This window comes from Streptomyces sp. NPDC017448, from assembly GCF_044330565.1.
Taxonomy (GTDB): Bacteria; Actinomycetota; Actinomycetes; order Streptomycetales; family Streptomycetaceae; genus Streptomyces.
On record NZ_JBIRLM010000011.1, the window covers coordinates 63,694 to 88,422 of the forward strand.

22 protein-coding genes are annotated in these 24,729 nt (G+C 73.3%); 14 read left to right on the top strand and 8 right to left on the bottom strand.

What is annotated here, in order from left to right; genetic code table 11:
* Window positions 1–24 precede the first annotated feature (24 nt).
* Window positions 25–786, bottom strand: a complete 762-nt coding sequence (locus tag ACH4K1_RS19635) for a phosphoglyceromutase (RefSeq protein ID WP_398090562.1) — start codon at window positions 784–786, stop codon at window positions 25–27.
* Window positions 787–1,061: 275 nt separating this feature from the next.
* Here ACH4K1_RS19635 and ACH4K1_RS19640 point away from each other — a divergent pair, with 275 nt between their 5' ends.
* Window positions 1,062–2,465, top strand: a complete 1,404-nt coding sequence (locus ACH4K1_RS19640; protein WP_398090563.1) for an MDR family MFS transporter — start codon at window positions 1,062–1,064, stop codon at window positions 2,463–2,465.
* A 127-nt stretch (window positions 2,466–2,592) separates the two neighbouring features.
* Here ACH4K1_RS19640 and ACH4K1_RS19645 read toward each other — a convergent pair whose 3' ends face one another.
* Entirely contained in the window at window positions 2,593–2,742 is a 150-nt protein-coding gene (locus ACH4K1_RS19645; RefSeq protein WP_398090564.1) for a hypothetical protein, read from the bottom strand.
* A 197-nt stretch (window positions 2,743–2,939) separates the two neighbouring features.
* Window positions 2,940–3,617 (bottom strand): phosphate signaling complex protein PhoU, encoded by a 678-nt coding sequence (phoU, locus tag ACH4K1_RS19650; protein ID WP_228993105.1) that lies wholly within the window; start codon window positions 3,615–3,617, stop codon window positions 2,940–2,942.
* 198 nt (window positions 3,618–3,815) lie between these two features.
* Between phoU and ACH4K1_RS19655 the strand changes: the two genes are divergently transcribed.
* The gene (locus ACH4K1_RS19655) at window positions 3,816–5,078 is read left to right on the top strand and encodes a sensor histidine kinase (RefSeq protein WP_398090565.1); all 1,263 of its coding nucleotides are present in this window, start codon (window positions 3,816–3,818) and stop codon (window positions 5,076–5,078) included.
* Window positions 5,075–5,755 (top strand): response regulator transcription factor, encoded by a 681-nt coding sequence (locus ACH4K1_RS19660; RefSeq protein WP_003968183.1) that lies wholly within the window; start codon window positions 5,075–5,077, stop codon window positions 5,753–5,755. The genes ACH4K1_RS19655 and ACH4K1_RS19660 overlap by 4 nt, the downstream gene beginning before the upstream one ends.
* 164 nt (window positions 5,756–5,919) lie before the next feature.
* Here the strand turns inward: ACH4K1_RS19660 and ACH4K1_RS19665 are convergent, their stop codons facing one another.
* Entirely contained in the window at window positions 5,920–6,594 is a 675-nt protein-coding gene (locus ACH4K1_RS19665) for a DUF461 domain-containing protein (RefSeq protein ID WP_398090566.1), read from the bottom strand.
* A gap of 732 nt (window positions 6,595–7,326) precedes the next feature.
* Between ACH4K1_RS19665 and ACH4K1_RS19670 the strand changes: the two genes are divergently transcribed.
* The 11 genes from ACH4K1_RS19670 (at window position 7,327) to ACH4K1_RS19720 (ending at window position 20,110) form a co-directional block, all read left to right on the top strand.
* Window positions 7,327–7,809 carry a CarD family transcriptional regulator gene (locus ACH4K1_RS19670; protein WP_003953493.1) on the top strand — a complete coding sequence of 161 codons (483 nt, stop codon included), beginning with the start codon at window positions 7,327–7,329 and terminating at the stop codon, window positions 7,807–7,809.
* 499 nt (window positions 7,810–8,308) lie between these two features.
* A complete protein-coding gene (gene ispD, locus ACH4K1_RS19675) occupies window positions 8,309–9,076 on the top strand; it encodes a 2-C-methyl-D-erythritol 4-phosphate cytidylyltransferase (RefSeq protein WP_398090567.1) in 768 nt (255 codons plus the stop codon).
* Entirely contained in the window at window positions 9,066–9,584 is a 519-nt protein-coding gene (gene ispF, locus ACH4K1_RS19680) for a 2-C-methyl-D-erythritol 2,4-cyclodiphosphate synthase (RefSeq protein WP_398090568.1), read from the top strand. The genes ispD and ispF overlap by 11 nt, the downstream gene beginning before the upstream one ends.
* A 180-nt stretch (window positions 9,585–9,764) precedes the next feature.
* On the top strand, window positions 9,765–10,397 hold the full coding sequence (locus ACH4K1_RS19685; protein WP_398090678.1) for a GNAT family N-acetyltransferase: 633 nt from the start codon (window positions 9,765–9,767) through the stop codon (window positions 10,395–10,397).
* Between the two features lie 31 nt (window positions 10,398–10,428).
* Entirely contained in the window at window positions 10,429–11,958 is a 1,530-nt protein-coding gene (locus ACH4K1_RS19690) for an ABC transporter substrate-binding protein (RefSeq protein ID WP_398090569.1), read from the top strand.
* Between the two features lie 4 nt (window positions 11,959–11,962).
* A complete protein-coding gene (locus tag ACH4K1_RS19695; protein WP_398090570.1) occupies window positions 11,963–13,693 on the top strand; it encodes an ABC transporter permease subunit in 1,731 nt (576 codons plus the stop codon).
* A gap of 145 nt (window positions 13,694–13,838) precedes the next feature.
* Complete coding sequence (locus ACH4K1_RS19700; RefSeq protein ID WP_398090571.1) at window positions 13,839–15,122, top strand: MDR family MFS transporter; 1,284 nt, start codon at window positions 13,839–13,841, stop codon at window positions 15,120–15,122.
* Between the two features lie 82 nt (window positions 15,123–15,204).
* On the top strand, window positions 15,205–15,609 hold the full coding sequence (locus tag ACH4K1_RS19705; protein WP_398090572.1) for a PPOX class F420-dependent oxidoreductase: 405 nt from the start codon (window positions 15,205–15,207) through the stop codon (window positions 15,607–15,609).
* 155 nt (window positions 15,610–15,764) lie between these two features.
* A complete protein-coding gene (gene cysS, locus ACH4K1_RS19710; RefSeq protein WP_398090573.1) occupies window positions 15,765–17,165 on the top strand; it encodes a cysteine--tRNA ligase in 1,401 nt (466 codons plus the stop codon).
* A 98-nt stretch (window positions 17,166–17,263) separates the two neighbouring features.
* A complete protein-coding gene (rlmB, locus tag ACH4K1_RS19715) occupies window positions 17,264–18,220 on the top strand; it encodes a 23S rRNA (guanosine(2251)-2'-O)-methyltransferase RlmB (RefSeq protein ID WP_073771105.1) in 957 nt (318 codons plus the stop codon).
* Window positions 18,221–18,517: 297 nt separating this feature from the next.
* Complete coding sequence (locus ACH4K1_RS19720; RefSeq protein WP_398090574.1) at window positions 18,518–20,110, top strand: DoxX family membrane protein; 1,593 nt, start codon at window positions 18,518–18,520, stop codon at window positions 20,108–20,110.
* A gap of 133 nt (window positions 20,111–20,243) precedes the next feature.
* On the opposite strand, the gene ACH4K1_RS19725 is transcribed toward ACH4K1_RS19720, so the two are convergent.
* From ACH4K1_RS19725 to ACH4K1_RS19740, 4 genes are all read right to left on the bottom strand, one after another.
* The gene (locus tag ACH4K1_RS19725) at window positions 20,244–20,960 is read right to left on the bottom strand and encodes an NDP-sugar synthase (protein WP_398090575.1); all 717 of its coding nucleotides are present in this window, start codon (window positions 20,958–20,960) and stop codon (window positions 20,244–20,246) included.
* 144 nt (window positions 20,961–21,104) lie between these two features.
* Window positions 21,105–21,518: a hypothetical protein gene (locus tag ACH4K1_RS19730; protein WP_398090576.1), complete on the bottom strand. Its 414-nt coding sequence runs from the start codon at window positions 21,516–21,518 to the stop codon at window positions 21,105–21,107.
* 300 nt (window positions 21,519–21,818) lie between these two features.
* Entirely contained in the window at window positions 21,819–22,955 is a 1,137-nt protein-coding gene (locus tag ACH4K1_RS19735) for an ABC transporter ATP-binding protein (protein ID WP_398090577.1), read from the bottom strand.
* A 334-nt stretch (window positions 22,956–23,289) separates the two neighbouring features.
* Window positions 23,290–24,696: an RNA-guided endonuclease InsQ/TnpB family protein gene (locus tag ACH4K1_RS19740; protein WP_398090578.1), complete on the bottom strand. Its 1,407-nt coding sequence runs from the start codon at window positions 24,694–24,696 to the stop codon at window positions 23,290–23,292.
* Window positions 24,697–24,729 lie beyond the last annotated feature (33 nt).

Here is a 24,729-nt window from a genome sequence, read left to right on the forward strand (position 1 = left end):
AGGTCGGGGGCATGATCAGTGAACCTACTTCTTCTTGCCCTGGTTCTTCACGGCCTCGATGGCGGCCTTCGCCGCGTCCGGGTCGAGGTACGTGCCGCCCGGCTTCAGCGGCGTGAAGTCGGCGTCCAGCTCGTAGGAGAGCGGGATGCCGGTCGGGATGTTGAGGCCCGCGATGTCCTCGTCCGAGATGCCGTCCAGGTGCTTCACCAGGGCGCGGAGGCTGTTGCCGTGGGCGGCGACCAGGACCGTGCGGCCGGTGAGGAGGTCCGGGACGATGCTGTCGAACCAGTACGGGAGCATGCGGACGACGACGTCCTTCAGGCACTCCGTCTCCGGGCGCAGCTCCGGCGGGAGGGTCGCGTAGCGGGGGTCGTCGAACTGGCTGTACTCGGCGTCGCGGGCCAGCGGCGGCGGCGGGGTGTCGTACGAGCGGCGCCAGAGCATGAACTGCTCCTCGCCGAACTCGGCGAGCGTCTGCGCCTTGTCCTTGCCCTGGAGCGCCCCGTAGTGGCGCTCGTTCAGACGCCAGGAGCGGCGGACCGGAATCCAGAGGCGGTCGGCGGATTCCAGGGCCAGCTGCGCGGTGCGGATCGCGCGGCGCTGGAGGGAGGTGTGCAGGACGTCGGGGAGCAGACCGGCGTCCTTGAGCAGCTCACCGCCCCGGACCGCTTCCTTCTCGCCCTTCTCGGTGAGGTTGACGTCCACCCAGCCGGTGAACAGGTTCTTCGCGTTCCATTCGCTCTCGCCGTGGCGGAGGAGGATCAGCTTGTACGGTGCGTCGGCCATGGGTCCGAGCGTAATCGAACCCCCGCGGCGTCCGCGCGCCCGCCCGCACCGCGGACAGCGCCGGTCCACGGGCGCCCGGCGTGCGGACGATTGACGGCAGGCGTCAATCCACTGGCGGTCGGGGAGCTGGGCTTCGTAAGGTCTCGTACCGAGGCGGGGGTGTTACCCGCAGCCCGGATCGCAGGCGCGGTCCCGCATGCGCGGTTCCGCAGCGGCGGACCCGTGTCCGTAGGCCCGTCCCGTGTCCGTCCGTACGTCCCGTGGGGGGAATCCTTATGTCCGTCGCCGGCCTGAGAGCAGCCGCCCGCGAAACCGTCAGCGGGATGCCGCGCGAGTTCTGGTGGCTGTGGACCAGCACCCTGGTCAACCGCCTCGGGGCGTTCGTCGCGACCTTCATGGCCCTCTACCTCACCCTGGACCAGGGCTACTCCGCGACCTACGCCGGGCTCGTCGCCGCGCTCCACGGGCTCGGCGGGGTCATCTCCTCGCTCGGCGCGGGTGTCATGACCGACCGGCTCGGGCGGCGGCCCACCATGCTGATCGCGCAGACGTCGACCGCCGTGTCGGTGGCGGTGCTCGGGTTCATGCAGCATCCGTTCGCCATCGCGGCCGTCGCGTTCTTCGTCGGGATGGCGAGCAACGCCTCCCGGCCCGCCGTCCAGGCGATGATGGCGGACATCGTTCCCCCGAAGGACCGGGTGCGGGCCTTCTCGCTCAACTACTGGGCCATCAACCTCGGCTTCGCGATCTCCTCCGCCGGGGCCGGGTTCATCGCCGAGTACAGCTACCTCGCCGGCTTCCTGGGCGAGGCCCTGATGACGCTCGTCTGCGCCGTCCTCGTCTTCGTGAAGGTGCCGGAGTCGCGGCCCGAGGAGACGGTGGTGAACTCCGTCGGCGGCAAGCGGCCCAAGGACGAGGTGCGGCTGACGACCGTCCTGCGCGACGGCCGCTTCATGGGCGTCGTGGGGCTCTCGTTCCTGGTGTCGCTGATCTTCATGCAGGGGTACGTGGCGCTGCCGGTGGCCATGGGCGCGGACGGGCTCTCCAGCTCCGACTTCGGTACCGCCATCGCCGTCAACGGCGTGCTGATCGTGGTCCTCCAGATCCCCGTCACCCGGTTCATCCAGAACCGCGACCCGCGGCTGCTGCTGATCGCCTCCTCGCTCCTCGCCGGGTACGGCTTCGGGCTGACCGCCTTCGCCGGGTCCGTCGCCGTGTACGCCCTCACCGTGTGCGTCTGGACCCTGGCCGAGATCGTCAACGCGCCCACCCAGACAGGGCTGGTCGTGCAGCTGTCGCCCGTCCGGGGCCGGGGGCGCTACCAGGGCATGTACACGATGTCCTGGTCGGTGGCCGCGCTCGTCGCGCCGCTGATGTCCGGCTTCGTCATCGACCACTACGGGGCCGCCTGGCTCTGGGCCGCCTGCGCCGTGATCGGCACCGTCGCCGGCCTCGGCTACTGGCTGCTGATGCGCGACCTGCCGCGCGAGGTGCCGGCCGTGGCGGACGTACTGCCCGAGCCCGCCCCCGTACCGGCCGGGGCGCGGCCCGACCAGGCCGAACCGGAGGCGGCGCCCGCGGCGGCGATGGAGGCCGCGGCCGCGCCCGGCCCCGCGTCGGCGGTGGAGGCCGAGTCCGCGACCGCGTCTGCGGCGGCCGAGGCGGAGCGGGCCCGCTGACCCCGGTCCGCTGCCCGCCCCCCCGGCCCTGTACGACGACGGCGCCCGCCCGGAGAGATCCGGGTGGGCGCCGTCGGTCGCGTCAGCGGTACCGGCGCGTGGTGCGCGTACGGCCGCGCGGTACGGGTCAGCCGCAGCAGCCGCCGCACTGGCACGGGGCGCCGGACTGGCAGCCGCACCCGCAGCCCGACCCGCAGCCGCAGGCGCCGAGCACGGTCAGGTGCACCACTTCGGTCGGGTTCTCCTGCTGGGTTTCGGTCATGGGGGAGTCGGCCATGGTCCCTCCTCGGGGGCGTACGGCTGGGGCGGCCGTCGGCATGGAGCGCCGCCCCGCCCCATTGCATGCCCAATCCGGCGGGCGCATCAACGGCGCACGCGCGCAGGAACGCATGTGCGAATCGCGTACGCCGGTGACGTCCCGGGGCCGAGGGGGTACGGGGCGGGGCCCGCCCCGCGTCCTGCCCCGCGTCCCGCTTACGCGCCCTCGACCGGCGTCGGCGCCTGGAGCTCGTCCGCGTGCTCGCCCGTCACCAGGTACACGACCCGCTTGGCCACCGACACCGCGTGGTCCGCGAAGCGCTCGTAGTAGCGGCCCAGCAGCGTCACGTCGACCGCCGTCTCGATGCCGTGCTTCCAGCGGTCGTCCATCAGGTGCTGGAACAGCGTGCGGTGCAGCTGGTCCATCTCGTCGTCGTCCTGCTCCAGCTGGAGGGCCAGGTCGACGTCCTTGGTGATGATGACCTCGGCCGCCTTCGCCATCAGGCGCTGGGCGAGCTGGCCCATCTCCAGGATGGTGGCGTGCAGGTCGTGCGGGACCGCCGACTGCGGGAAGCGCAGCCGGGCCAGCTTCGCCACGTGCTGGGCGAGGTCGCCCGAGCGCTCCAGGTCGGCGCTCATCCGCAGCGAGGTCACCACGATGCGCAGGTCGGTCGCCACCGGCTGCTGCCGGGCCAGGAGCGCGATGGCGCGGGCCTCCAGGTCGTGCTGGAGGTCGTCGACCTTCTGGTCCCCGGCGATCACGTTCTCCGCCAGGGTCAGGTCGGCGTCGAGCATGGACGTGGTGGCCCGTCCGATCGCCGAGCCGACCAGCCGTGCCATCTCGACCAGGCCCTCTCCGATCGAATCGAGTTCCTCGTGGTAAGCGTCGCGCATGGGAAGTCCCTCTCCAGTTCCAACTGAGGCCGGGGTCTCGGACCGACCCCCACGGTGCCACGGTGGGGCCGCAACGCGTCCGGATCCGGCCCCCTAAGTGAACCGGCCCCCACCCCTCGGTGAACTCTGGGCGACGAGTGTTCGAGATGGCACTCGGACGGCTGGGAGGGACGTGTCGCACCCGCATAACCTTGAAGCATGGACGTGAACGCGGCGGTCGCCGCAGCAGCAGCGATCGCCGGGCTGTGCACCGGTGTGATCGCCATGCTGGCGTTCCGCTGGAGCGAGCGCGACCTGAAACGGCCCACGCGCACGTCGCTGCGGCCGGACGGCAACGCGGCCCTTCCCCCCGGAGTGGACACCGTCCTCTCCGTCCTCAGCTCCTCCGCCGTCGTCCTCGACGAGAGCGACGGCGTGGTGAAGGCCAGCTCGGCGGCGTACGCCCTGGGCCTGGTCAGGGGCGGCCGGCTGGCCGTCGAGCCCATGCTCAACATGGCCAGGGACACCCGGCGGGACGGCGAGATACGGCAGGTGGAGCTGGACCTGCCCCGGCGCGGTACGGGCCGGGGGGACACCCTCGCCGTATCGGCCCGGGTGGCCCCGCTGGGCTCGCGGCTGGTGCTGCTGCTGGTGGAGGACCTCACCGAGGCCCGCCGGATAGAAGCGGTACGGCGCGACTTCGTCGCCAACGTCAGCCATGAGCTGAAGACCCCGACCGGGGCGCTCTCGCTGCTCTCCGAGGCGGTCATGGACGCCTCCGACGACCCGGAGGCGGTGGAGCGGTTCGCCGGGCGGATGCAGATCGAGGCGACCCGGCTGACCAATCTCGTGCAGGAGCTCATCGACCTCTCGCGGGTGCAGAACGACGACCCGCTGGAGGACGCCGAACCGGTCAAGGTGGAGACGCTGGTCGCCGAGGCGATCGACCGCTGCCGCCAGCAGGCCGGTTCCAAGCAGATCACCATGGCCTCGGCGGGGGCCGAGGGCCTCACGGTCTGGGGCAACCGCGGCCAGCTCGTCGGCGCCCTCGGCAACCTCGTCGAGAACGCCGTCAACTACAGCCCCGCCCACACCCGCGTCGGCATCGCCGCACGCCGCCTCGCCTCCCCGGGCGGGGACCTCATCGAGATCGCCGTCACCGACCAGGGCATCGGCATCTCCGAGAAGGACCGCGAACGGGTCTTCGAACGGTTCTACCGCGTCGACCCCGCCCGCTCACGGGCCACCGGTGGCACCGGTCTCGGCCTCGCCATCGTCAAGCACGTGGCCGCCTCGCACGGCGGGGAGGTCACCGTCTGGAGCTCCGAGGGCCAGGGCTCCACCTTCACCCTCAGGCTCCCCGAAACGGGCGCCACGAGGGAGCGCACCACCGGCGGACCGCTTATCGTCAACGGCGACGACGAGGGGCCGTACGAGACCGACACCTTTGACCCGATCCCCGCCCCGGAGGCTCTTCCGTGACCCGAGTGCTTGTCGTCGAGGATGAGGAATCCTTCAGCGACGCCCTGTCCTACATGCTGCGCAAGGAAGGGTTCGAGGTCGCCATCGCGGCGACCGGCCCCGACGGCCTCGACGAGTTCGAGCGCAACGGCGCCGACCTGGTCCTCCTCGACCTGATGCTGCCCGGCCTGCCCGGCACCGAGGTGTGCCGCCAGCTCCGCAGCCGCTCCAACGTCCCGGTGATCATGGTCACCGCCAAGGACAGCGAGATCGACAAGGTCGTCGGGTTGGAGATAGGGGCCGACGACTACGTCACCAAGCCCTTCTCCTCCCGTGAGCTGGTCGCCCGCATCCGGGCCGTGCTGCGCCGCCGTGGCGAGCCGGAGGAGGTCACCCCGGCCGCCCTGGAGGCGGGCCCGGTCCGCATGGACGTCGACCGGCACGTGGTCACCGTCTCCGGGGGCAAGGTCGACCTCCCGCTCAAGGAGTTCGACCTGCTGGAGATGCTCCTGCGCAACGCGGGCCGGGTGCTGACCCGGATGCAGCTCATCGACCGGGTCTGGGGCGCGGACTACGTCGGCGACACCAAGACCCTCGACGTCCACGTGAAGCGCCTGCGCGCCAAGATCGAGCCCGACCCTGGCGCCCCGCGCTACCTCGTCACCGTGCGCGGCCTGGGGTACAAGTTCGAGCCGTAGGCCGAACCGCACCGTGCATGCCGAAGGGCGCTTCCCGGCCGGGAAGCGCCCTTCGGCATGCACGGGGGAACCTCATCGTCGCCCGGGTTCTACGGCCGTGGAAACAGCGGGCCTCGGCGTGCACCGGAGAACAGTCCGCGCGGTCACGGGACCGGGCCGCCGCGTCAGTGGGCGGCGGGCACCGCGGCGTCGTCCGTACCCTGCGCAGCCGCGTCGCCCTGCGCGCCCTCGGCGCCCGTGCCGGGGGCCTCCGCCTCGCCGGCGGCGTCACCGGACGCGGAGGACGACGGCTTCGGGCTCGGCTGCCGGGCGGGCGCCTCCGCCTTCGGGCTGGGGCCGAAGTCCTTGAAGAAGCCCTCGGCGGGGAAGACGCCGGCTCCGAGGGCGACGTCACCGGTCCGGCTCAGCTTGAAGACGACCTGCTGGACGTCGCCGTCACGGGCGGCCTCGCTACCGTTCTCGATCACGGCGGCGGCGTTGCCCTTGCCGCCGATGATGACCCGGCCGCCGGCCGGGACCACGATCGGGCCCTTGCCCTTGGCGGCCTGGAGCTTCACCTCGGCGTTGCTGCCGGGCAGCGTGACGGCCTCCAGCACCTCGCGCTCGGTGCCCTCGTTGAACAGCGTCGCGGCGACGACGGCCGGGCCGTCCTCGCCCCCCGCGGGCTGCGTGATGACGTTGACGTTCTGGACCTTGATGCTGCCCACCGATGTGGCCGCGTTGTCCGGCCTGATCTTGAGCGTCTCGGCGTTGTTGCCCGCGGCGCAGGCGGACAGCGAGACGATCGAGAACGCGGTGGCGGTGGCGGCGAGAGCGCCGTGTCGAAGGCTGCGGCTCACGGCGGCGGCAACTCCTTGAACGATCGGACTGCGGGCTTCGGACGTCGGGCCTCGGACGGTGGTGTAAAGCCGCCCTAAGGGTGTGTCAGCGGCCTTAGGCTACCGAGCCGCCCCGCCCGGCCCGCACCCGACCCGCCCCTACGCGTCCCGCCTCTTCCCCGGCGGGCCCCCGGCACGCTCCGGAAACGGGCGCGGGAGGCGTGCCGGACGGTCCCGCGGCGGCCCCGGGGGCTCCGGCGGCCGGGTGCGAGGCGTGCGGCCGGCGGGGTGCGCGGGGTTCCACCGGCGGGTGCGACATGCGCTGTTCATCTATTCCGCGTGATCAATTCTTCCGCCCGCGCCTTCTGCCCGTGTCCCGTGCTTCTTCGCCTTTCCGGGTTCGCGGCGGAAAGGAACCGGGCCGCATGTGGCTTGATCAATTTCATTGCGGCCGGACAGTTTCGTCCGTACGGGTGATCGATCCTCGAACGGAGTAGGGAAAGGTCACGTTCACGAAACAGGCAAAACGGGACTTTCGCCCTCTTCTGTGGGGCTTCCGGGCCGCGCGACATGGACGTTTCGCCTCGGTCGCACAACCGCTCCGACCTGCGAATACCGCCCTCCGGAAGCCTTCCGCAGCACGTCCGTGTCGCTGTTGTCAAGCCCCGAGATATGCCCTGACCTGCGAAAACGCCATTCAGGAGATGCGATTCTCGTGTTACTCTGGATAGCCACGGAAGGGGTACCTGTCACATGACGTTCAAGGTTGGCGACACCGTGGTCTATCCCCATCACGGGGCCGCGCTGATCGAGGCTATCGAAACTCGCCAGATCAAAGGCGTGGACAAGACCTACTTGGTGCTCAAGGTCGCCCAGGGCGACTTGACGGTTCGTGTGCCGGCGGACAATGCGGAGTTCGTGGGCGTGCGCGACGTGGTCGGGCAGGACGGGCTGGACCGGGTCTTCGAGGTGCTGCGTGCGCCGTACGCCGAAGAGCCGACGAACTGGTCCCGGCGTTACAAGGCAAATCTCGAGAAGCTCGCCTCCGGCGATGTCATCAAGGTCGCGGAAGTCGTGCGTGACCTGTGGCGTCGGGAGCGCGAGCGCGGTCTCTCCGCCGGAGAGAAGCGCATGCTCGCCAAGGCCCGCCAGATCCTGGTGAGCGAGCTCGCCCTCGCGGAGAATACGAACGAAGACAAGGCCGAGGCTCTGCTCGACGAGGTCCTCGCGTCCTGAAACCGGATCACACCGGTCATATGAATGTGCCGCGGTGCCCGCTGACCAGTCGTTTTCACGCTGTGTCGTCGGGCGCTGCGGCATCTTCGTACCCTGCTGCCCCACGGATGGCACCACGCCGACGCGCGGCACGGGCACACCGAGGGACGAGGTGTGCCACGGGCCCGCGGAGGCGCCGGAGCCGTCGCCCCGCCCCGGGCGCGGGGGTGCGCACGACCCCGGACACACGGGTGCGCGGCGTCCCGAGCCCGACTGCCGGTGACCCCCGTGCCCGCGGTGCGGTCCGCGTGAAGCGGCGACCGCCGGTGCGGGGCGGCCCCCGGTGTTCTGCGAGCCTTGCGCATGACCCGTCCTCGACCGGGTGTCACGGAAGGGGCCCGGTGCGGGGCGGGCGTCACGCCCGGCTCGATGGGGCCCCTACCCATGTCGGTCGTGGCAACAAACCTGCCGGACCCCCCGCACCTTTTCCCGACCTCTCGGACCCCTCGGAGTGCACCCGATGTCATCGACGCCACCCCCGACCGACCGGCCGCGCCCTCCCCGTACCGCCGCGGTGATCCCCGCGGCCGGACGGGGCGTGCGGCTGGGACCGGGCGCGCCCAAGGCCCTGCGCCTCCTGGGCGGCACGCCCATGCTGATCCACGCCGTGCGCGCCATGGCCGCCTCCCGGGCCGTCTCCCTCGTCGTGGTCGTCGCCCCGCCGGACGGCGCGGCCGAGGTGAAGCACCTCCTCGACGCCCACGCGCTGCCCGAGCGCACCGACTACCTGGTGGTGCCGGGGGGCGGAACCCGTCAGGAGTCCGTGCGCCTGGGCGTCGAGGCGCTGCCCGCCGACGTCTCCGCCGTGCTGGTCCACGACGCCGCCCGCCCGCTGGTGCCGGTCGACACGGTCGACGCCGTGGCCGCCGCCGTACGGGACGGGGCGCCCGCCGTCGTGCCCGCGCTGCCCCTCGCGGACACCGTCAAGGAGGTGGAGCCCGCCGGGACGCCCGGAGATCCGGAGCCGGTGCTCGCCACTCCCGTACGGGCCAGGCTGCGCGCGGTGCAGACGCCGCAGGGGTTCGAGCGGGCCACGCTGGAGCGGGCGCACGCCGAGGTCGCGCTCGACGGCGAGGGCGCCACGGACGACGCGGGCATGGTGGAGCGGCTCGGCGCCCCGGTGGTCGTCGTCCCCGGCCACGAGGAGGCTTTCAAGGTGACCCGGCCGCTCGATCTGGTGCTGGCCGAGGCGGTACTCGCCCGCAGGAGGGCCCACGATGGTTTCTGAGACCCCCGGCGCGGGAACCCCCGCCGCCCCCGTCATCCCGCTCGTCGGCATCGGCACCGACATCCATGCCTTCGAGGAGGGCCGCGAGCTGTGGTGCGCGGGCCTCAAGTGGGAGGGCGAGGGCCCCGGCCTGGCCGGCCACTCGGACGCCGACGTCGTCGCGCACGCCGCCTGCAACGCGCTCTTCTCCGCCGCCGGCCTCGGCGACCTCGGCCAGCACTTCGGCACCGGCCGGCCCGAGTGGTCAGGGGCGGCGGGCATCACCCTGCTCGGCGAGGCGGCCCGGATCGTGCGCGCCGGAGGCTTCGAGATCGGGAACGTCGCCGTCCAGGTCGTCGGCCTCCGCCCGAAGATCGGCAAGCGGCGCGAGGAGGCCCAGAAGGTGCTCTCGGCCGCCGTGGGCGCCCCGGTCTCCCTCTCCGCCGCGACCTCCGACGGCCTCGGCTTCACCGGCCGCGGCGAGGGCGTCGCCGGTATCGCGACCGCCCTGGTCTACCGCGCGGGCTGATCCGGCCCCCCCAGCCCCCCGCTCCCGGCCCCCGGCCCCGGCATCCCGCCGGGGCCGGTTCCGGCGGGCACCGCCCAGGCCGCCCCCCTGCTCCTGCACATCGCTTGCACGTACGCTGAAGGTGCAAGCGATGTGCGGCGTGAGGCGGGAGTGGTACCGGTGACCAGTGCGACCACGGTGATGACGGGGGCGGCCGACCACCGGAGCCGCGCCGGAGCCGCCGCCGGGAGCGCCGGAACGGCCGCCGTCCTCGCGGCCCCCGGTTACGCCCTGCGCACCGCCACCGCCGACGACCTCGGCGGGGCGCGCGCCGTGATGCTCGACACCGTCTACCGCGACCTGAAGTCCGGTTACGTACCCCACTGGCACGCCGACATCATCGATCCGGAGGCCGCCTACCTGCGCCCGGAACGCTGCACCCTGCTCGTCGTCGAGCACCGCGGCGAGATCGTCGCCACCGGGGCCGTGCGCGACCGGGGCCCGCAGGCGCCGCCCAACCCGCGCCGGATCGCCGACCGCTTCCCCTCCGGCACCACCGCGCAGCTCTGCCGGATCTACGTGCGCCCCGAGCACCGCCGCCACGGGCTGGCCCGGCGCATGGTGCGCGCGCTGGGGGAGTTCGCGGTGCGGGCCGGAGGGTACGAGGCGCTGTACCTGCACACCGACCCCGCCGTGCCGGGCGCCGAGCCCTTCTGGCGTTCGCTGGCCCAGGAGGTGTGCGACGAGCGGAGCCTGCCCGGCGGCGGGCAGGGGATCATCCACTTCGAGCTGCCGATGCCGCTCCTGGACGCGGGTGACACCCCTGCCCGTTAGATGACAATCGTTTTCATATAAGGTCGCTCTCATGTCCCAGACCCGCCGCCTCCGCCGCGCCGCGCTCCCCCTCGCCGCCGCCGCGCTCCTCGCCTCCACCGCCTGCACCTCCTCCGGGGGCTCCGGTTCCGGCTCCGGGGGCGCGGGCGGGGACGGACGGCTGAAGGTGGCCCTGGCCTTCCCGCCCGCCCAGGCCATGTCCCCCTACGGCGACGACGCCGTCACCCTGAGCCGGCTCGCCGTCGTCGAAGGGCTCACCCGGCTCGACCGGAACGGCGAGGCCCGGCCCGCGCTCGCCGTCTCCTGGAAGCGCGACGGCGACCGCGCCTGGGTGTTCACCGTCCGCGAGGGCGCGGTCTTCCACGACGGGACGAAGCTCGACGCCGCCGCCGCAGCCCGCTCCCTGACCGCGGCCCAGAAGGCGTCCCCGAAGCCCCGGGTGCTCTCCGACACCACCCTCACCGCGACGGCCGAGGGCACGGACACCGTACGGATCACGACGAAGGACCCCGACCCGCTGCTGCCCCAGCGGCTCGCCAACCCCTCGCTGAGCATCCTCTCCGCCGCCGCGTACGGGGGCGGCGGCAGGGTGGACCCCGCCGGACACGCCACCGGCCCCTTCACCCTCGCCCGGGTCAACGGCGCGGTCAGCGCCACCCTGGAGCGCAACGACGCCTACTGGGGCGCCAAGGCGAAGGCCCCCGGCGTCGACGTGAGGTTCGTCGCCGACGGCACCGCCCGCGCCAACGCCCTGCGGACCAAGGACGTCGACGTCGCCGAGTACGTCCCCATCTCCCAGGCGTCGCTGCTCGGGGACGGCCTGGTCCACGCGTTCCCCTCCGCCCGTACCAACGGCCTCTCCCTCAACACCGGGCGCGGCGTCTTCGCCGACCCGGCGATGCGCGCCGCCGCCCGCGAGGCCGTCGACTCCAAGGCCCTGGCCGACGGCGTCTACGAGGGCCGCGCCGACACCGCGCGGGGGCTGCTCGGCCCCGGCGTCCCGTGGGCCGCGAAGCTGCGCACCGCACCCGCCGGACGCGCTAAGGCCGCCGCCCCCGCCGAGGTGAGGAGGGCGCCGGAGATCGTGCTGGCCACCTACACCAACCGGCCCGAACTGCCCGAGGCCGCCACCGTCGTCCAACAGCAGTTGGAGAAGCGCGGCTTCACCGTCAAGCAGGTCGTCCGCGACTACGCGCAGATGGAGGCCGACGCGCTGGCCGGGAAGTACGACGCCTTCATCCAGGCCCGCAACACCCTCCTGGACACCGCCGACCCGGTCTCCTACCTGGCCTCCGACTTCACCTGCGACGGCAGCTTCAACATCTCGCAGCTCTGCTCGAAGCCCGTCGACGCCGCCGTCGACAAGGCCGCCTCCCTCGCCGACACCGACGCCCGCCACCGGGCCGAGATGGCGGCCGAGGCCGCGATCCTCGGTGCGGACGCCCTCGTCCCCCTCGTCCACGAACGCTTCGTGCAGGGGTACGACGAGACCCGCGTCCGGGGCGTCGCCCTCGACCCGATGGAACGCACCCTCATCACCGCCGACACCCGCCTCGGGTGACCGCGTGAAGTACCTCGCCGGGCGGCTCGGCGCCCTCCTCGCCGTCGTCGCGGTGCTCGGGCTGCTGCCCTGGCTGACCCGGACCGACCCCGCCCGCACGATCCTGCACGCCCGGTACGCCGACCGGGCCCCGACCCCCGAGACGCTCGCCGCGATCCGCGCCGAGACCGGCCTCGACGGCGGACCGCGGCAGGTCCTGGGCGACTGGCTCGGCGGGCTGTCGCGGGGCGACGCGGGGGTGTCCTGGGTCTCCGGGCAGCCCGTCGGGCCGGACGTCGCGGCCGCCCTCGGCAACTCCCTGACCCTCATGGGCGCCTCGCTCGCCGCCGCCGTCCTCCTCGCCCTCGCGCTGAGCGCCGCCACCCTCCGGCGCGGGGCCGGGCGCCGGATCGTCCGCACCCGCGCCGGAGTGGGCGCGGCGGTGCTCGCCGCGCTGCCGGAGTTCCTGCTCGCCGCCGTCCTCGCCACCGTGTTCGCCGTGCACCTCGGGTGGCTCCCGGCGCTCGGCTGGGGCGCCCCCCACCACCTGGTGCTGCCCGCGCTCTCCATGGGCGTCCCCGCCGGGGCGCTGCTCGGCCGGCTCCTCGACGACGCGCTGCCCGGCGCCTTCGCCGAACCCTGGGCGCGGACCGCCGCCGCCGGCGGGATACCCGGGCGGATCATCGCCCGGCACGCCCTGCGCCGGACGCTTCCGGGGCTGCTGCCCCAACTCGGCCTGGTCGTGGTCGGACTGACCGGCGGCGCCGTCGCCGTCGAGACGCTGTACGCGATCCCCGGCCTCGGCGGCACGGCACTGGCCGCCGCCCTCGCCCAGGACCTGCCCGTCCTCCGGGCGGCCGTGCTCGTCCTGCTGCTCCTCGGGATCGCCGCCGGACTGCTCGCCCGCCTCGCCGCCCGCCTCCTGCTCGGCCCCGCCCTCACCGAGGGCGCCCTGCCCGCCCTCGCCGCACCCCGGCTGCCCGTCCGCCGCACGCTCGCCGCGGCCGCCCTCGTCCTCGGCGGCCTGCTGATCGCGGTCACCGTCGCGGGCCTCCTGCGCGACCCGCTCCACGTCGACACGGCCGCCCGGCTCGCCGGACCCTCCGCCGCGCACCCCCTGGGCACCGACGGCCTCGGCCGCGACGTCCTCGCCCGGCTCGGCCACGGGGCCGCCCGCACCGCGCTGGCCGCCGTCGCGGTCGGAGCCGTCACCCTGGCGCTCGGGCTGCTCCTGGGAGCGTTGCGCGCCGGAGCGCTCACCGAGACCGCGAACGCGCTCCCCGCCGTCCTCGCCGGACTCGTCGTCGCGGGCATCGCCGGACCCGGGCCCCGGGGCGCGGCCGCCGCCGTGGCCGCCGTCGCCTGGGCCCCGCTCGCCGCGCACACCGCCGCCCTGTACGCCCAGGAGAAAGCGGCCCCGCACCTCGCCGCCGCCGTCGCCCTCGGCGCGGGCCGGGCCCACCTGCTGCGCCGCCACGTGCTGCCCGGCGTCCTCCCGCCCGTCGCCCGGCACGCCCTCCTGCGCATCCCGGCCGTCGCGCTGGCCCTGGCCTCCCTCGGCTTCCTCGGCCTCGGCACCCAGCCGCCCGCCCCGGAGTGGGGCCGCATGCTGTCGGAGAACATGCCCTACGCGGAGCGCGCCCCCTGGGCCGTCCTCGCCCCCGCCGCCGCGCTCGCCGTCCTCGGCGCGCTGGCCGTCCTCACCTCGGCGGCGGTACGCGGGCGCACACCGGCGGCCCTGAAGGGCGCCCGATGAACGCCCCCGCGCCGCTCCCCGTACGGACACACCCCGGCCCCGCGCCGGTACGCACGCCCCCCACCGCCTCCGTACGCACTCCGGCGCGCACGCCCGCACTGGCCCTCGCCGCCGCGCACACCCCCGCCCGGGGAGAGGGCGCCCCATGACCCCGCCCCCGCGCGCGTCCGCCGAGGAGACCCGCCGGCGGCTCCGGCCCACCCGTGCCTCCACCCCTTATCTGCGGCTCCTCACCGCCACCCAGTTCGCCTTCAACATCGGCTTCTACGCCGTCCTGCCCTACCTGGCCGCCCACCTCGGCAGCGGCCTCGGCATGGCGGGCTGGCTCGTCGGACTCGTCCTCGGGCTGCGCACCTTCAGCCAGCAGGGCCTCTTCGTGGTCGGCGGCGCGCTCACCGACCGGTACGGGCCGCGCCCCGTCGTGCTGGTGGGCTGCGCCCTGCGGATCGCCGGGTTCGGATGGCTCGCCTTCGCCGGCTCCACGGCCACTGTCATCGCCGCCGTCCTCCTCATCGGCTTCGCCGCCGCGCTGTTCTCCCCGGCCGTGGAGTCCGAGGCCGCCCGCGAGGCCGTCCGGCACGAACACGGCACCGGCGCCCCGCGCGCCCACGTCCTCGCCCTGTTCTCCGCCGCCGGGCAGGCCGGGGCGTTCCTCGGACCGCTGCTCGGCTCCCTGCTCCTGCTGCTCGGCGGCGGCTTCCGGGCCGCCTGCCTCGCCGGCGCCCTCGTCTTCACCGGCGTCCTGGCCGGCCACGCCCTCCTGATGCCGCGGACGGCCCCCGACGCCGCCCCCCGCACGGCCCGGCCGGAGCCGTCGGCCCGGCGGGCGGTCTTCGCCAACCGGGCGTTCCTGCTGCTCTGCGCCGCGTACAGCAGCTACCTCGTCGCGTACAACCAGCTCTACCTCTCGCTGCCCGCCGAGGTGGAACGGGCCACCGGGTCGCAGGCCGCGCTCGGCTGGCTCTTCGCCCTGTCCTCGCTGCTCGTCGTCGCCGTCCAACTGCCGCTGACCCGCTGGTCCGCCCGCCGCCTCGCCCCGCGCACCGCGCTGACCACCGGCCTCGCGACGGTCGCCGCCGGGTTCGCCGCCGTACCGCTCACGCCCGCGGGCCCCGGCGGCCTGCTGCCCGCCGCCGCGTTCGTCGTCCTGCTGACCCTGGGCCAGATGCTGCTGGTCCCCGCCGCCCGCGGCCTGGTGCCGGACCTGGTCGAGGACGGCCGGCTCGGGCTCGCCACCGGCGCGCTCTCCTCCGTCTCCGGCCTCGCCGTCCTCGGGGGCAGCGCGGCGACCGGCGCCCTGCTCGACGCGCCCGCGCCCGTGCGGTGGACGGTGCTCGCGACGGTCCCGCTGGCCGGGGCGGCCCTGGCGTTCACCCTTCCGGCGGGACGCGGCCGAAAGGAACCGGGAGCACGCGCGGCGGCCGGGTAGGAGCGGTACGGGACGCCAGGACCGGTCCGGCAGGACCCGGCCCCCGTACCGACCGAACCGCAGCGCACAGGAGGACGCCCGCATGACCGCAGCACTCTCCCCCGAGCTCAAGAACCTGCTCGACACCCCCGTCTTCGTCAACATCGCCACCATCCAGCCCGACGGCAGCCCCCAGGTCTCCCCGGTCTGGGTCAAGCGCGACGGCGACGACCTCCTCATCTCCACCACCCTCGGCCGCCGCAAGGAGAAGAACCTCCGCCGCGACCCGCGCGTCACCGTGCTCCTCCAGCCCTTCGACGCCCCCTACAGCTACGCCGAGATCCGCGGCGAGGCGACGCTGACGACCGAGGGAGGGCAGGAGCTGATCGACGAGCTGTCGGTGAAGTACACCGGCAAGCCGTACGCGGAGTTCAACCCGGACTCCGCCCAGGACGCCCCGCGCGTGGTCGTCCGGATCTCCCCGCGCAAGGTGGTCGGCCGGATCTGAGGCCCCCCGGGGGGCCGGGCACGACCGCGAGCGGCGCCGCGAAGGCCCCCGGAGAACGCTCCCGGGGCCGCCGCGGCCCCTCCCGGTACCAGAAAGTTGTCCCCGCGATCCCCAAGGGTCGCGGGGCACTGGTGTCGGCCTACTACCCTTGAGGGGTGACTATTCGCCTGCACGACACCAACGCCCGGCAGATCCGTGACTTCGTCCCGCTCACCGCGGGCTGCGTCTCGATCTACCTCTGCGGCGCCACGGTCCAGGCGGCCCCCCACATCGGCCACATCCGCTCGGGCCTGAACTTCGACATCATGCGCCGCTGGTTCGCGTACCGCGGCTACGACGTCACGTTCATCCGGAACGTCACCGACATCGACGACAAGATCATCGCGAAGTCCGCCGAGCAGGGCCGGCCGTGGTGGGCGATCGGCTACGAGAACGAGCGCGCCTTCAACGACGGCTACGACGTGCTCGGCTGCCTGCCGCCCACCTACGAGCCCCGCGCCACCGGCCACGTCCCCGAGATGATCGAGATGATGCGCGGCCTGATCGAGAGCGGCCACGCCTACGAGGCCGACGGCAACGTCTACTTCGACGTGCGCTCGCTCCCGAGCTACCTGGAGCTGTCCAACCAGGAGCTGGACGATCTGCGCCAGCCCTCCGGCGAGGGCGAGACCGGCAAGCGCGACCCGCGCGACTTCGCCATGTGGAAGGCGGCCAAGCCGGGCGAGCCCAGCTGGGAGACCCCGTGGGGCCGCGGCCGGCCCGGCTGGCACCTGGAGTGCTCCGCGATGGCCCACAAGTACCTGGGCTCCGCGTTCGACATCCACGGCGGCGGCCTCGACCTGGTCTTCCCGCACCACGAGAACGAGATCGCCCAGGCCAAGGCGTACGGCGACACGTTCGCCCGCTACTGGGTGCACAACGCCTGGGTCACCATGTCCGGCGAGAAGATGTCGAAGTCGCTGGGCAACTCGGTCCTCGTCAGCGAGATGGTCAAGCACTGGCGCCCGATCGTCCTGCGCTACTACCTGGGCACCCCGCACTACCGGTCGATGATCGAGTACAGCGAGGAGGCCCTGCGCGAGGCCGAGTCCGCGTTCGCCCGCATCGAGGGCTTCGTCCAGCGCGTCACCGAGAAGGTGGGGGAGACCGTCCCCCCCGCCCCCGAGGTGCCGCCCGCCTTCGCCGAGGCGATGGACGAGGACCTGGGCGTCCCGCAGGCGCTGGCGATCATCCACACCACCGTCCGCCAGGGCAACAGCGCGCTGGCTGCCGACGACAAGGAAGCCGCCGCCGCCCGCCTCGCCGAGGTCCGGGCCATGCTCGGCGTCCTCGGCCTGGACCCGCTCGACCCGCACTGGGCGGGCGAGAACGACCGCGGCGAGGACCTGCACGGCGTCGTCGACACCCTGGTGCGCCTCGTCCTCGACCAGCGGCAGTCGGCCCGCGACCGCAAGGACTGGGCCGCCGCCGACGCCATCCGCGACCAGCTCAACCAGTCCGGCCTCGTCATCGAGGACAGCCCCGGCGGCCCCCGCTGGACGCTGGGACCGCGCTGAGCGCCCCGGCCGGACAGCGCGAATGTGCCGCCCGGCGGTCCGGGCGGCACACTTTCCCCATACGTACGTACGTCTGAAAGCAACGAAACAGGTAGATCATGGCCGGGAACAGCCAGCGCAGGAACCGCCGCACGTCCAACAAGAAGGGCATGCAGGTCGGCAGCGGTGGCCAGCGACGCCGTGGTCTCGAAGGCAAGGGACCGACGCCGCCCGCCTCCGCCCGCAAGGGGCACAAGAAGAACCGGGTCGCCAACGCCCAGGCCAAGCAGGCCGCGGCCCGCCGCCCCGCGCCCCGGCGCGGCGGCGTGAAGGGCACCTCGGAGATGGTCGTCGGCCGCAACCCGGTCTACGAGGCCCTGCGCGACGGCGTGCCCGCGGTGACGCTCTACGTCCAGCAGTTCATCGACAACGACGAGCGCGTCCGCGACGTGCTCAAGCTCGCGGGCGAGCGCGGCAACATCAACCTGATGGAGGCCCCGCGCCCCGAGCTGGACCGGATGACCAACGGCCTGAACCACCAGGGCCTCGTCCTCCAGGTCCCGCCGTACGAGTACGCGCACCCGGACGACCTGCTCGCCGCCGCCGCCGACAGCCACGAGGACCCGCTGATCGTCGCCCTCGACGGGGTGACCGACCCGCGCAACCTCGGCGCGATCGTCCGCTCGGTCTCCGCGTTCGGCGGCCACGGCGTCGTCGTGCCCGAGCGCCGGGCGGCCGGCATGACCGCCGGGGCGTGGAAGTCCTCGGCCGGCACGGCGGCCCGCACCCCGGTCTCCCGGGTCACCAACCTCACCCGCGCGCTGGAGGGCTACCAGAAGGCGGGCCTCACGGTCGTCGGCCTGGCCGCCGACGGCGAGCACACGGTGGAGGACCTGGAGGCGCTGGACGGCCCGGTCGTCATCGTCATCGGCAGCGAGGGCAAGGGGCTCGGCCGCCTCGTCGGCGAGACCTGCGACTACCGGGTGCGGATCTCGATGCCGGGCGGGGCGGAGTCGCTCAACGCCGGTGTCGCGGCGGGCATCGTGCTGTACGAGGTGGCGCGCCGCCGCGCGTGACCGCCTGACCCGGCCGCCCGACGTCCTCCGTCCGGGGCGGCCGGGCGGAGCCGTACCTCCCGTCCGGGGCCCTCGCGCCGCGCCCGCGGGGCGGCCCCGGACGGTCGGCGGAGGCGTCGTTCACCGGAGTTGACGCGCGAGAGCCGAACACCCATCCAGGATGCCCGAGTTTGGCCTGATCTTGACGGGTCTCGGACAGATCCCGTGCGGTCAAGGCAGTGTCCTAACCACCCATCACTCGGTTAGATGAGTGTGGACACCAGAACGCCTCGGTTCGACGAGCAACCTGCCCTGAGCATGACCAAGGTGGACAGCGACCCCGCGCAGGTCATCGTCAACCACGCCAGCTTCCGGGTGCAGCTCGCCCCGGGCCAGCGCGCACGGCTGCGCGGTGCCCCCGCGGAGACGGCCCGCATCCCCGCCATGAGCGGCGCCGGCGGCGGCCGCAGGCGGGCGCCGGTCGTCTGGAGCGGGAAGTCCGCTCCCGGCGCGACCGGCCTCCTCCAGGCCGTGCGCAACTCCACCGCCGGACACCTCGACGCCGGACACCTCGACGCCGGACTCGGCGGGTCGTCCGGAGGCGGTCACGGAGCGGGCGCGACGCAGGTCATCCCGCTCCTGGAGGAGACGCAGCCCAACCCCGTCCTGACCGCGCCCCGCCCCCCGGAGCGCACCGGCCCCCTGCTGCCGCCCATGCGGCAGGCCGTCGGCGCGTACGACGACCCGGTGGACGGCCCCGGCGTCGACCACGACGAGGACGCCGACGCCCCGGACCCCGCGGAACCGGCCGGGGCCCGGCGCGGGAACGGCGACCCCGTCCGGCACGCCTACTACCCGGGCCACCGGATGAACCTGGGCGTCGTCCTGCTCCCCATGCGGGTCCTCCTCGGCTTCATCTCCATCTACGGCGGCATGGGCAAACTGTGCGACCCCGTCTACTTCGACGGCGGCGAGCGCGGTTCGATGGTGAAGTGGCTGACCTCCCTGCACCCGTGGGCGGTGGCCGAGCCGCTGCGCGACGCCGCGCTCTCCCACCCGGTCGGCGCCGGGCTCACCGTCGCCTTCCTCCAGGTCGTGGTCGGCGTGCTCACCGTCCTCGGACTCTGGCAGCGGGTCGCCGCCGCGTTCGGCGCGCTGCTCTCGGCCGCGCTGCTGCTCACCGTCAGCTGGCGCTCGGTCCCGGTGTACGACGCCCCCGACATCATCCTGCTGGCCGCCTGGTCCCCGCTGATCATCGCGGGCGCCCCGGTCTACTCCCTGGACGGCCGGCTGGCGGGAGAGGCATGGCGCACGCTCGGCCCGCGCTCGGCCCTCTGGGAGCTGCGCCGCCGGGTCCTGCGGCGCGGCACCGTCATCGCCACGGTCGTCGTCGGCCTCACGCTGCTCATCGGCTCCATCCTCGGCGGCGCGGTCCGCTCCACGGAGGTCGTCACCGTCCCCGGCCGCAACGACAACCCCACCAACCGCCTCCCCGGCATGCCGCTGCCCGAGGAGTCCACGGGCGAGCGCGAGGCGTCCCGTACGCCGGAACAGCCGCAGAAGCCGCGGCCCACCCCCTCCGGCGCCGCGAGCACGCCCACCGCCGGACAGACCGGCTCCGGCGCCGCCCGCGAGACCGGGGGCGGCCAGAGCACCGGCTCGGACGGCACCCAGCCCAGCCAGACCCAGGGCACGGCCCAGGAGCCCCCGCAGCAGTCCACCCCGCAGGAGCCCCCGCCCGCCACCAGCGCCGGCCCCACCTCCGCGGGTTCCACCGGCGGCGACGGCTCCTCCGGCGGCAGCACCGGCGGCGGCGAACCGGAGCCCACCGGCGGTTCGACCTCCTCCGGCGGCGAGGGCTCGACCTCGGGCGGAGGCGGCCGGAACCCCATCGGCGGCCTCCTCGGCTGACCCGTACGACGCTCGTACGACCGCGACCGCGACGGCAGGAAGGGGCGGCCCCCACCCGGACGGAAGAACCGGGTGGGGGCCGCCCCTCCCTGTGCTGGGCGGGGGCAGGGGCCGGGGTGTGCGGAGGCGCGGGTCAGCCGTTGGGGGAACCGAGTTCGCGGGCCGCCTCGGTGAGGTCCTTCGCGGTGTCGATGGCCCGCCAGTACGCCCCGTGCGGCAACGGGTAACCGGCCAGCAGCCGCTCGCGGGCGAGCCGGGGGAACGTGGTCCGCTCGTGGTCGCCCCGGTCCGGCAGCAGCTTCGTGAAGGCGGGCGAGAACACGTACACCCCCGCGTTGATCAGATACGGCGAGGGCGGCGACTCGATGAAGTCCGTGATGTGCCCGAACGCGTCCGTCTCCACCGCGCCCCAGGGAATGCGGGGACGGGCGAGGGCGAGGGTGGCGGTGGCGTCGCGCTCCGTGTGGAAGGCGGCCATCTCCCGCAGGGAGAAGCGGGTCCAGATGTCGCCGTTGGTGGCGTACCAGGGCTGCTCCGGATCGGGCAGCCGGCTCGCCGCGTACTTCAACCCGCCGCCGCGCCCCAGCGGTTCGGGCTCCACGACGGTGGTGACCCGGAGCGGCAGCATGGCCGACTCCAGCCATGCCTGGAGCACCTCGGCGAGGTGCCCGCAGGAGACCACGGCGTCGGTGACGCCTTCGGCGGCCAGCCAGGACAGCTGATGGCCGATGATCGGCGTCCCGGTTCCGGGGATCTCGACCATCGGCTTGGGGCGGTCGTCGGTGTACGGCCGCAGCCGCGACCCCTGGCCGCCGGCAAGGATCACGGCCTGCGTCGGATACGTATGCATGCCAGGCACGATAGGCGGTGGCTGACATCACCTGCCGCCGCCTGACGCCGCCTGGTGGGGAAGGCGGCGCTCGACGCGTCCGTCTCCCCGGCCCGGCCGACGCGACCGGTTTCCGGGCTCAGCCGCCGCGACCGGCTTCCGGGCTCAGCTGAACTGCGCGACGCCGGAGGCGAAGGAGGTGTCGCAGACGGGGCGGGAGAAGCGGTGGGCCCGGGTCGGGCCGTACTGCTCGACGGCCGCCTTGCCGAGCGCCCTCGCGATCGACATGCAGTGGCGGGCGAGCGAGGGGCGCTGCTCCACGGCGCGCTGGAGGCCCGTGAGCGCGGCGCCCGGGTCCTTCTCCTGGAGCTCCACGAGCAGCTTCTCGCGCAGGAGGTCCTGCGGGGCGTGCGACTTCGCGGGCTTGGACACGGCCTCCGAGGAGGCGGCGAGCAGCTGGGAGTCGTTGTCCGTCGCGGCCCACGGAACGGTGGTGACCGCCAGAGTCCCGGACAGAACCATGACGACGGGCAGGACGAGAGCGAGGGATCGGCCGATGCGGCGCGCGGTGTGGGTCACGCAGCGAGCGTAGCGGCCGGTGATGACTCGACGACAATTCGTCACTCTCGTGGGGGATGGTTCGACGTGCCCTTTCGAATACGAGGTTGACGGGGCGGGGTGAAATGCGCAGTGTGCCGGGGTATTTGACCTCGTACGTCGTCGAAACCCCCGCCCACCGGCACCACGCAGACGGCCCCGCGCCCCCGGGGTGTCGCCGGGGAGGCGGGGCCGCGCGTGGAACCGTGTGCGGAGCCGTGGGTACGGCGGGTGCGCGCCGGGCGCCGGAGGGGACGGACGCCCCCGGTGACCGGCCCGGCGTCAGTTGGTGAGGCGCTCGCCGGTGGAGGTCGCGAAGACGTGCAGCTCGTCCGGGCGCGGGACGACGTGCAGCTCGGTGCCCTTCTCCGGGACGGCGCGGCCGCCGACGCGGACGACCAGGTCCTTGTGCTCGCCGCCGACCCGCGTGGAGCCGTAGACGAAGCCGTCGGCGCCCAGCTCCTCGACGACGTTGACGGAGACGGCGAGACCGGCCGGCTCGTCCGAGGAGCCCTTGGTCAGCGTCTTCGCGGCGGCGCCGCCGTGCTCGACGATGTCGAAGTGCTCGGGGCGGATGCCGACGGTGACGGTGGTGTCACCGCGGTCCGCGGCGGCGGTGAGGGCCTCGCGGGAGACCGGGACGACGCTGTTGCCGAACTTCACGCCGCCGTCCGTGATCGGGACCTCGACGAGGTTCATCGCGGGGGAGCCGATGAAGCCGGCGACGAAGAGGTTGGCGGGGCGGTCGTACATGTTGCGCGGGGAGTCCACCTGCTGGAGCAGTCCGTCCTTCAGCACCGCGACCCGGTCGCCCATGGTGAGGGCCTCGACCTGGTCGTGGGTGACGTACACGGTGGTGATGCCGAGGCGGCGCTGCAGCGAGGCGATCTGCGTACGGGTGGAGACGCGGAGCTTGGCGTCGAGGTTCGACAGCGGCTCGTCCATGAGGAACACCTGCGGCTCGCGCACGATGGCCCGGCCCATCGCCACACGCTGACGCTGACCACCGGAGAGCGCCTTCGGCTTGCGGTCCAGGTACTCGGTGAGGTCGAGCATCTTGGCGGCCTCTTCGACCTTCGCCCGGATCTCGGTCTTGTTCACACCGGCGATCTTGAGCGCGAAGCCCATGTTGTCCGCGACGGTCATGTGCGGGTAGAGCGCGTAGTTCTGGAACACCATGGCGATGTCCCGGTCCTTCGGCGGCAGGTGCGTGACGTCGCGGTCACCGATGCGGATCGCGCCGCCGTTGACGTCCTCGAGACCCGCGAGCATGCGCAGGGAGGTCGACTTGCCGCAACCGGAGGGACCGACGAGGACGAGGAACTCGCCGTCGGCGATGTCGATCTCGAGCTGGTCCACAGCCGGCTTCGTGGAGCCGGGGTAGACACGGGACGCCTTGTCGAACGTGACGCTGGCCATGATGAATCTTCTCCTCAACCGGCAGGAACGTGCCGGACGATCCGAGTAGGGAGTGGTCTGGTCCACAGACGCGAACCTGCCGTGACGCTACCTGGCGTTCCTGCGTCCTGTCAGTACCTCTCGGGTCACGAAAATCGCCTCCGTGAACCGGGAGATGCCAGAGCAACGCACTTTTGACCTGCCCCTGTGCGAGGGGGGCTTCCTGCTTCGGCACCCGCCGCCGACCGGACATGGCCCTGAAAGCCACGCCCCGCCGGTCTCACACGGACTCCACAGGCATCACGGCCGACGGCCCGTCGGTCCGGCACACACTTCTCACCTCTTCCTGAGCCGACTACGTCGTCAGCTCCACGTCCGGCATCCCGGATGCCCTGATCATCGAGGGCATGGTCCTTCCCGGTGGCAGCGACGAGGCCACCTCTTCGTACAGCCGCATGCCTTCGTCCCGCAGATTCCGTGCCGCGTTCACGTCCCGGTCGTGCGCCTCACCGCATCCGCCGCACGACCAGCCGCGCACCGCCAGATCCAGTTTCGGCCCCGTCACCCCGCATGCGGAGCAGCGCCGTGTCGAGGGGAAGAAGCGGTCGACGACGACCAGCGTCCGCCCGTACCACGCGCACTTGTACCGCAACTGCCGGAGCAACTCGCCCCAGGAGGCATCGAGGATCGCCCGGTTCAGCCCCGTTTTTCGTCGGCGCCCCTTTCCCCGCGGCGACCGTAAGAGAGAGGCGATGGCCAGATCCTCCACCACGAGCACTTGGTTCTCGCGCACGAGGCGGGTGGTGAGCTGGTCCAACGCATTCCTGCGAACGTCACCGATGAGGGCGTACAACCGGGCGATCTCCTGCCGCGCCTTGTCCCTGTTCCTCGACCCTCTCTCCTTGCGGTGCAGGCTCCGCTGCAGATCCGCGAGTTGTGCCCCGTACTTCTCGAGGAGCCGGGGGCGGCCCACCTTCTCCCCGTCGTCCAGCGTGACCAGCGCCGCCAGCCCGAGGTCCAGGCCGACCGCCTTCGGCCCACCACCGTCCCGCCCCAGCACGGGCGGCAGCGCCTCGATCCGTTCCTCCACCAGCACCGAGACGAAGAAGCGCCCCGCCCGGTCCCGGCTCACGGTCAGCTTCACCGGCCGCTCCCCCGCCGGAAGCGGCCGGGACCACCGGATACGCAACGGCCCGGACTGTTTGGCCAACGCGATCAGCCCCGTACCGGGCCGCTCCGGGTCCTCCACCCAGCGGAAGCCCGTACGGACATAGGTCGCGGAGTCGGGGGAGCGGCTCTTCTTCTTACGCTTCGGGTGCTTCCCCGAGCCCTGGAAGAACCGCCCGAACGCAGCGTCGAGGTGGCGGAGCGCCTGCTGGAGGACGGACGAGGAGACCTCCTGAAGCCATCGTGTCCCTTCGGCGTTCCGCCAACCCGTGAGAGCCCGGCAGGTCTCGGCGAACCCGAGCGGCACGCGGTGCTCGCGCCACGCCTTGTCCCGCAGTGCGAGGCCCTCGTTGTAGGCCCAGCGGCAGGCGCCGAAGGTCTTGATGAGCTGCTCGGCCTGGGCGGGGGAGGGATAGCAGCGGTACCGGTAGGCACGCGGGCGGGTATCGGCCCCAGGCGCCTGCCGCTGCACCGGTACGGCTATCCGCTGCCGATGCTTGACCCGGTCGGGAACGCCCAGCGCCTCGCGCTTGACGCGCTCGGCCTCCGCGCCGGTGACGCGGAGTCGCCCGTTCCCTCCTGCGGCCACGATCACGCCCCCTGTCCGATATTCGGATGGCACTGCAGT

Bases quoted from the DNA above. Each gene is read 5' to 3' on its own strand.
- ACH4K1_RS19645 (WP_398090564.1), bottom strand. From the start codon at position 2,742: ATGGCCGACTCCCCCATGACCGAAACCCAGCAGGAGAACCCGACCGAA.
- phoU (WP_228993105.1), bottom strand. From the start codon at position 3,617: ATGCGCGACGCTTACCACGAGGAACTCGATTCGATCGGAGAGGGCCTG.
- ACH4K1_RS19655 (WP_398090565.1), top strand. From the start codon at position 3,816: ATGGACGTGAACGCGGCGGTCGCCGCAGCAGCAGCGATCGCCGGGCTG.
- ACH4K1_RS19690 (WP_398090569.1), top strand. From the start codon at position 10,429: ATGTCCCAGACCCGCCGCCTCCGCCGCGCCGCGCTCCCCCTCGCCGCC.
- ispF (WP_398090568.1), top strand. From the start codon at position 9,066: ATGGTTTCTGAGACCCCCGGCGCGGGAACCCCCGCCGCCCCCGTCATC.
- ACH4K1_RS19735 (WP_398090577.1), bottom strand. From the start codon at position 22,955: ATGGCCAGCGTCACGTTCGACAAGGCGTCCCGTGTCTACCCCGGCTCC.
- ACH4K1_RS19685 (WP_398090678.1), top strand. From the start codon at position 9,765: ATGACGGGGGCGGCCGACCACCGGAGCCGCGCCGGAGCCGCCGCCGGG.
- ACH4K1_RS19635 (WP_398090562.1), bottom strand. From the start codon at position 786: ATGGCCGACGCACCGTACAAGCTGATCCTCCTCCGCCACGGCGAGAGC.
- ACH4K1_RS19705 (WP_398090572.1), top strand. From the start codon at position 15,205: ATGACCGCAGCACTCTCCCCCGAGCTCAAGAACCTGCTCGACACCCCC.
- ACH4K1_RS19640 (WP_398090563.1), top strand. From the start codon at position 1,062: ATGTCCGTCGCCGGCCTGAGAGCAGCCGCCCGCGAAACCGTCAGCGGG.
- ACH4K1_RS19720 (WP_398090574.1), top strand. From the start codon at position 18,518: ATGACCAAGGTGGACAGCGACCCCGCGCAGGTCATCGTCAACCACGCC.
- ACH4K1_RS19670 (WP_003953493.1), top strand. From the start codon at position 7,327: ATGACGTTCAAGGTTGGCGACACCGTGGTCTATCCCCATCACGGGGCC.
- rlmB (WP_073771105.1), top strand. From the start codon at position 17,264: ATGGCCGGGAACAGCCAGCGCAGGAACCGCCGCACGTCCAACAAGAAG.
- ACH4K1_RS19700 (WP_398090571.1), top strand. From the start codon at position 13,839: ATGACCCCGCCCCCGCGCGCGTCCGCCGAGGAGACCCGCCGGCGGCTC.
- ispD (WP_398090567.1), top strand. From the start codon at position 8,309: ATGTCATCGACGCCACCCCCGACCGACCGGCCGCGCCCTCCCCGTACC.
- ACH4K1_RS19725 (WP_398090575.1), bottom strand. From the start codon at position 20,960: ATGCATACGTATCCGACGCAGGCCGTGATCCTTGCCGGCGGCCAGGGG.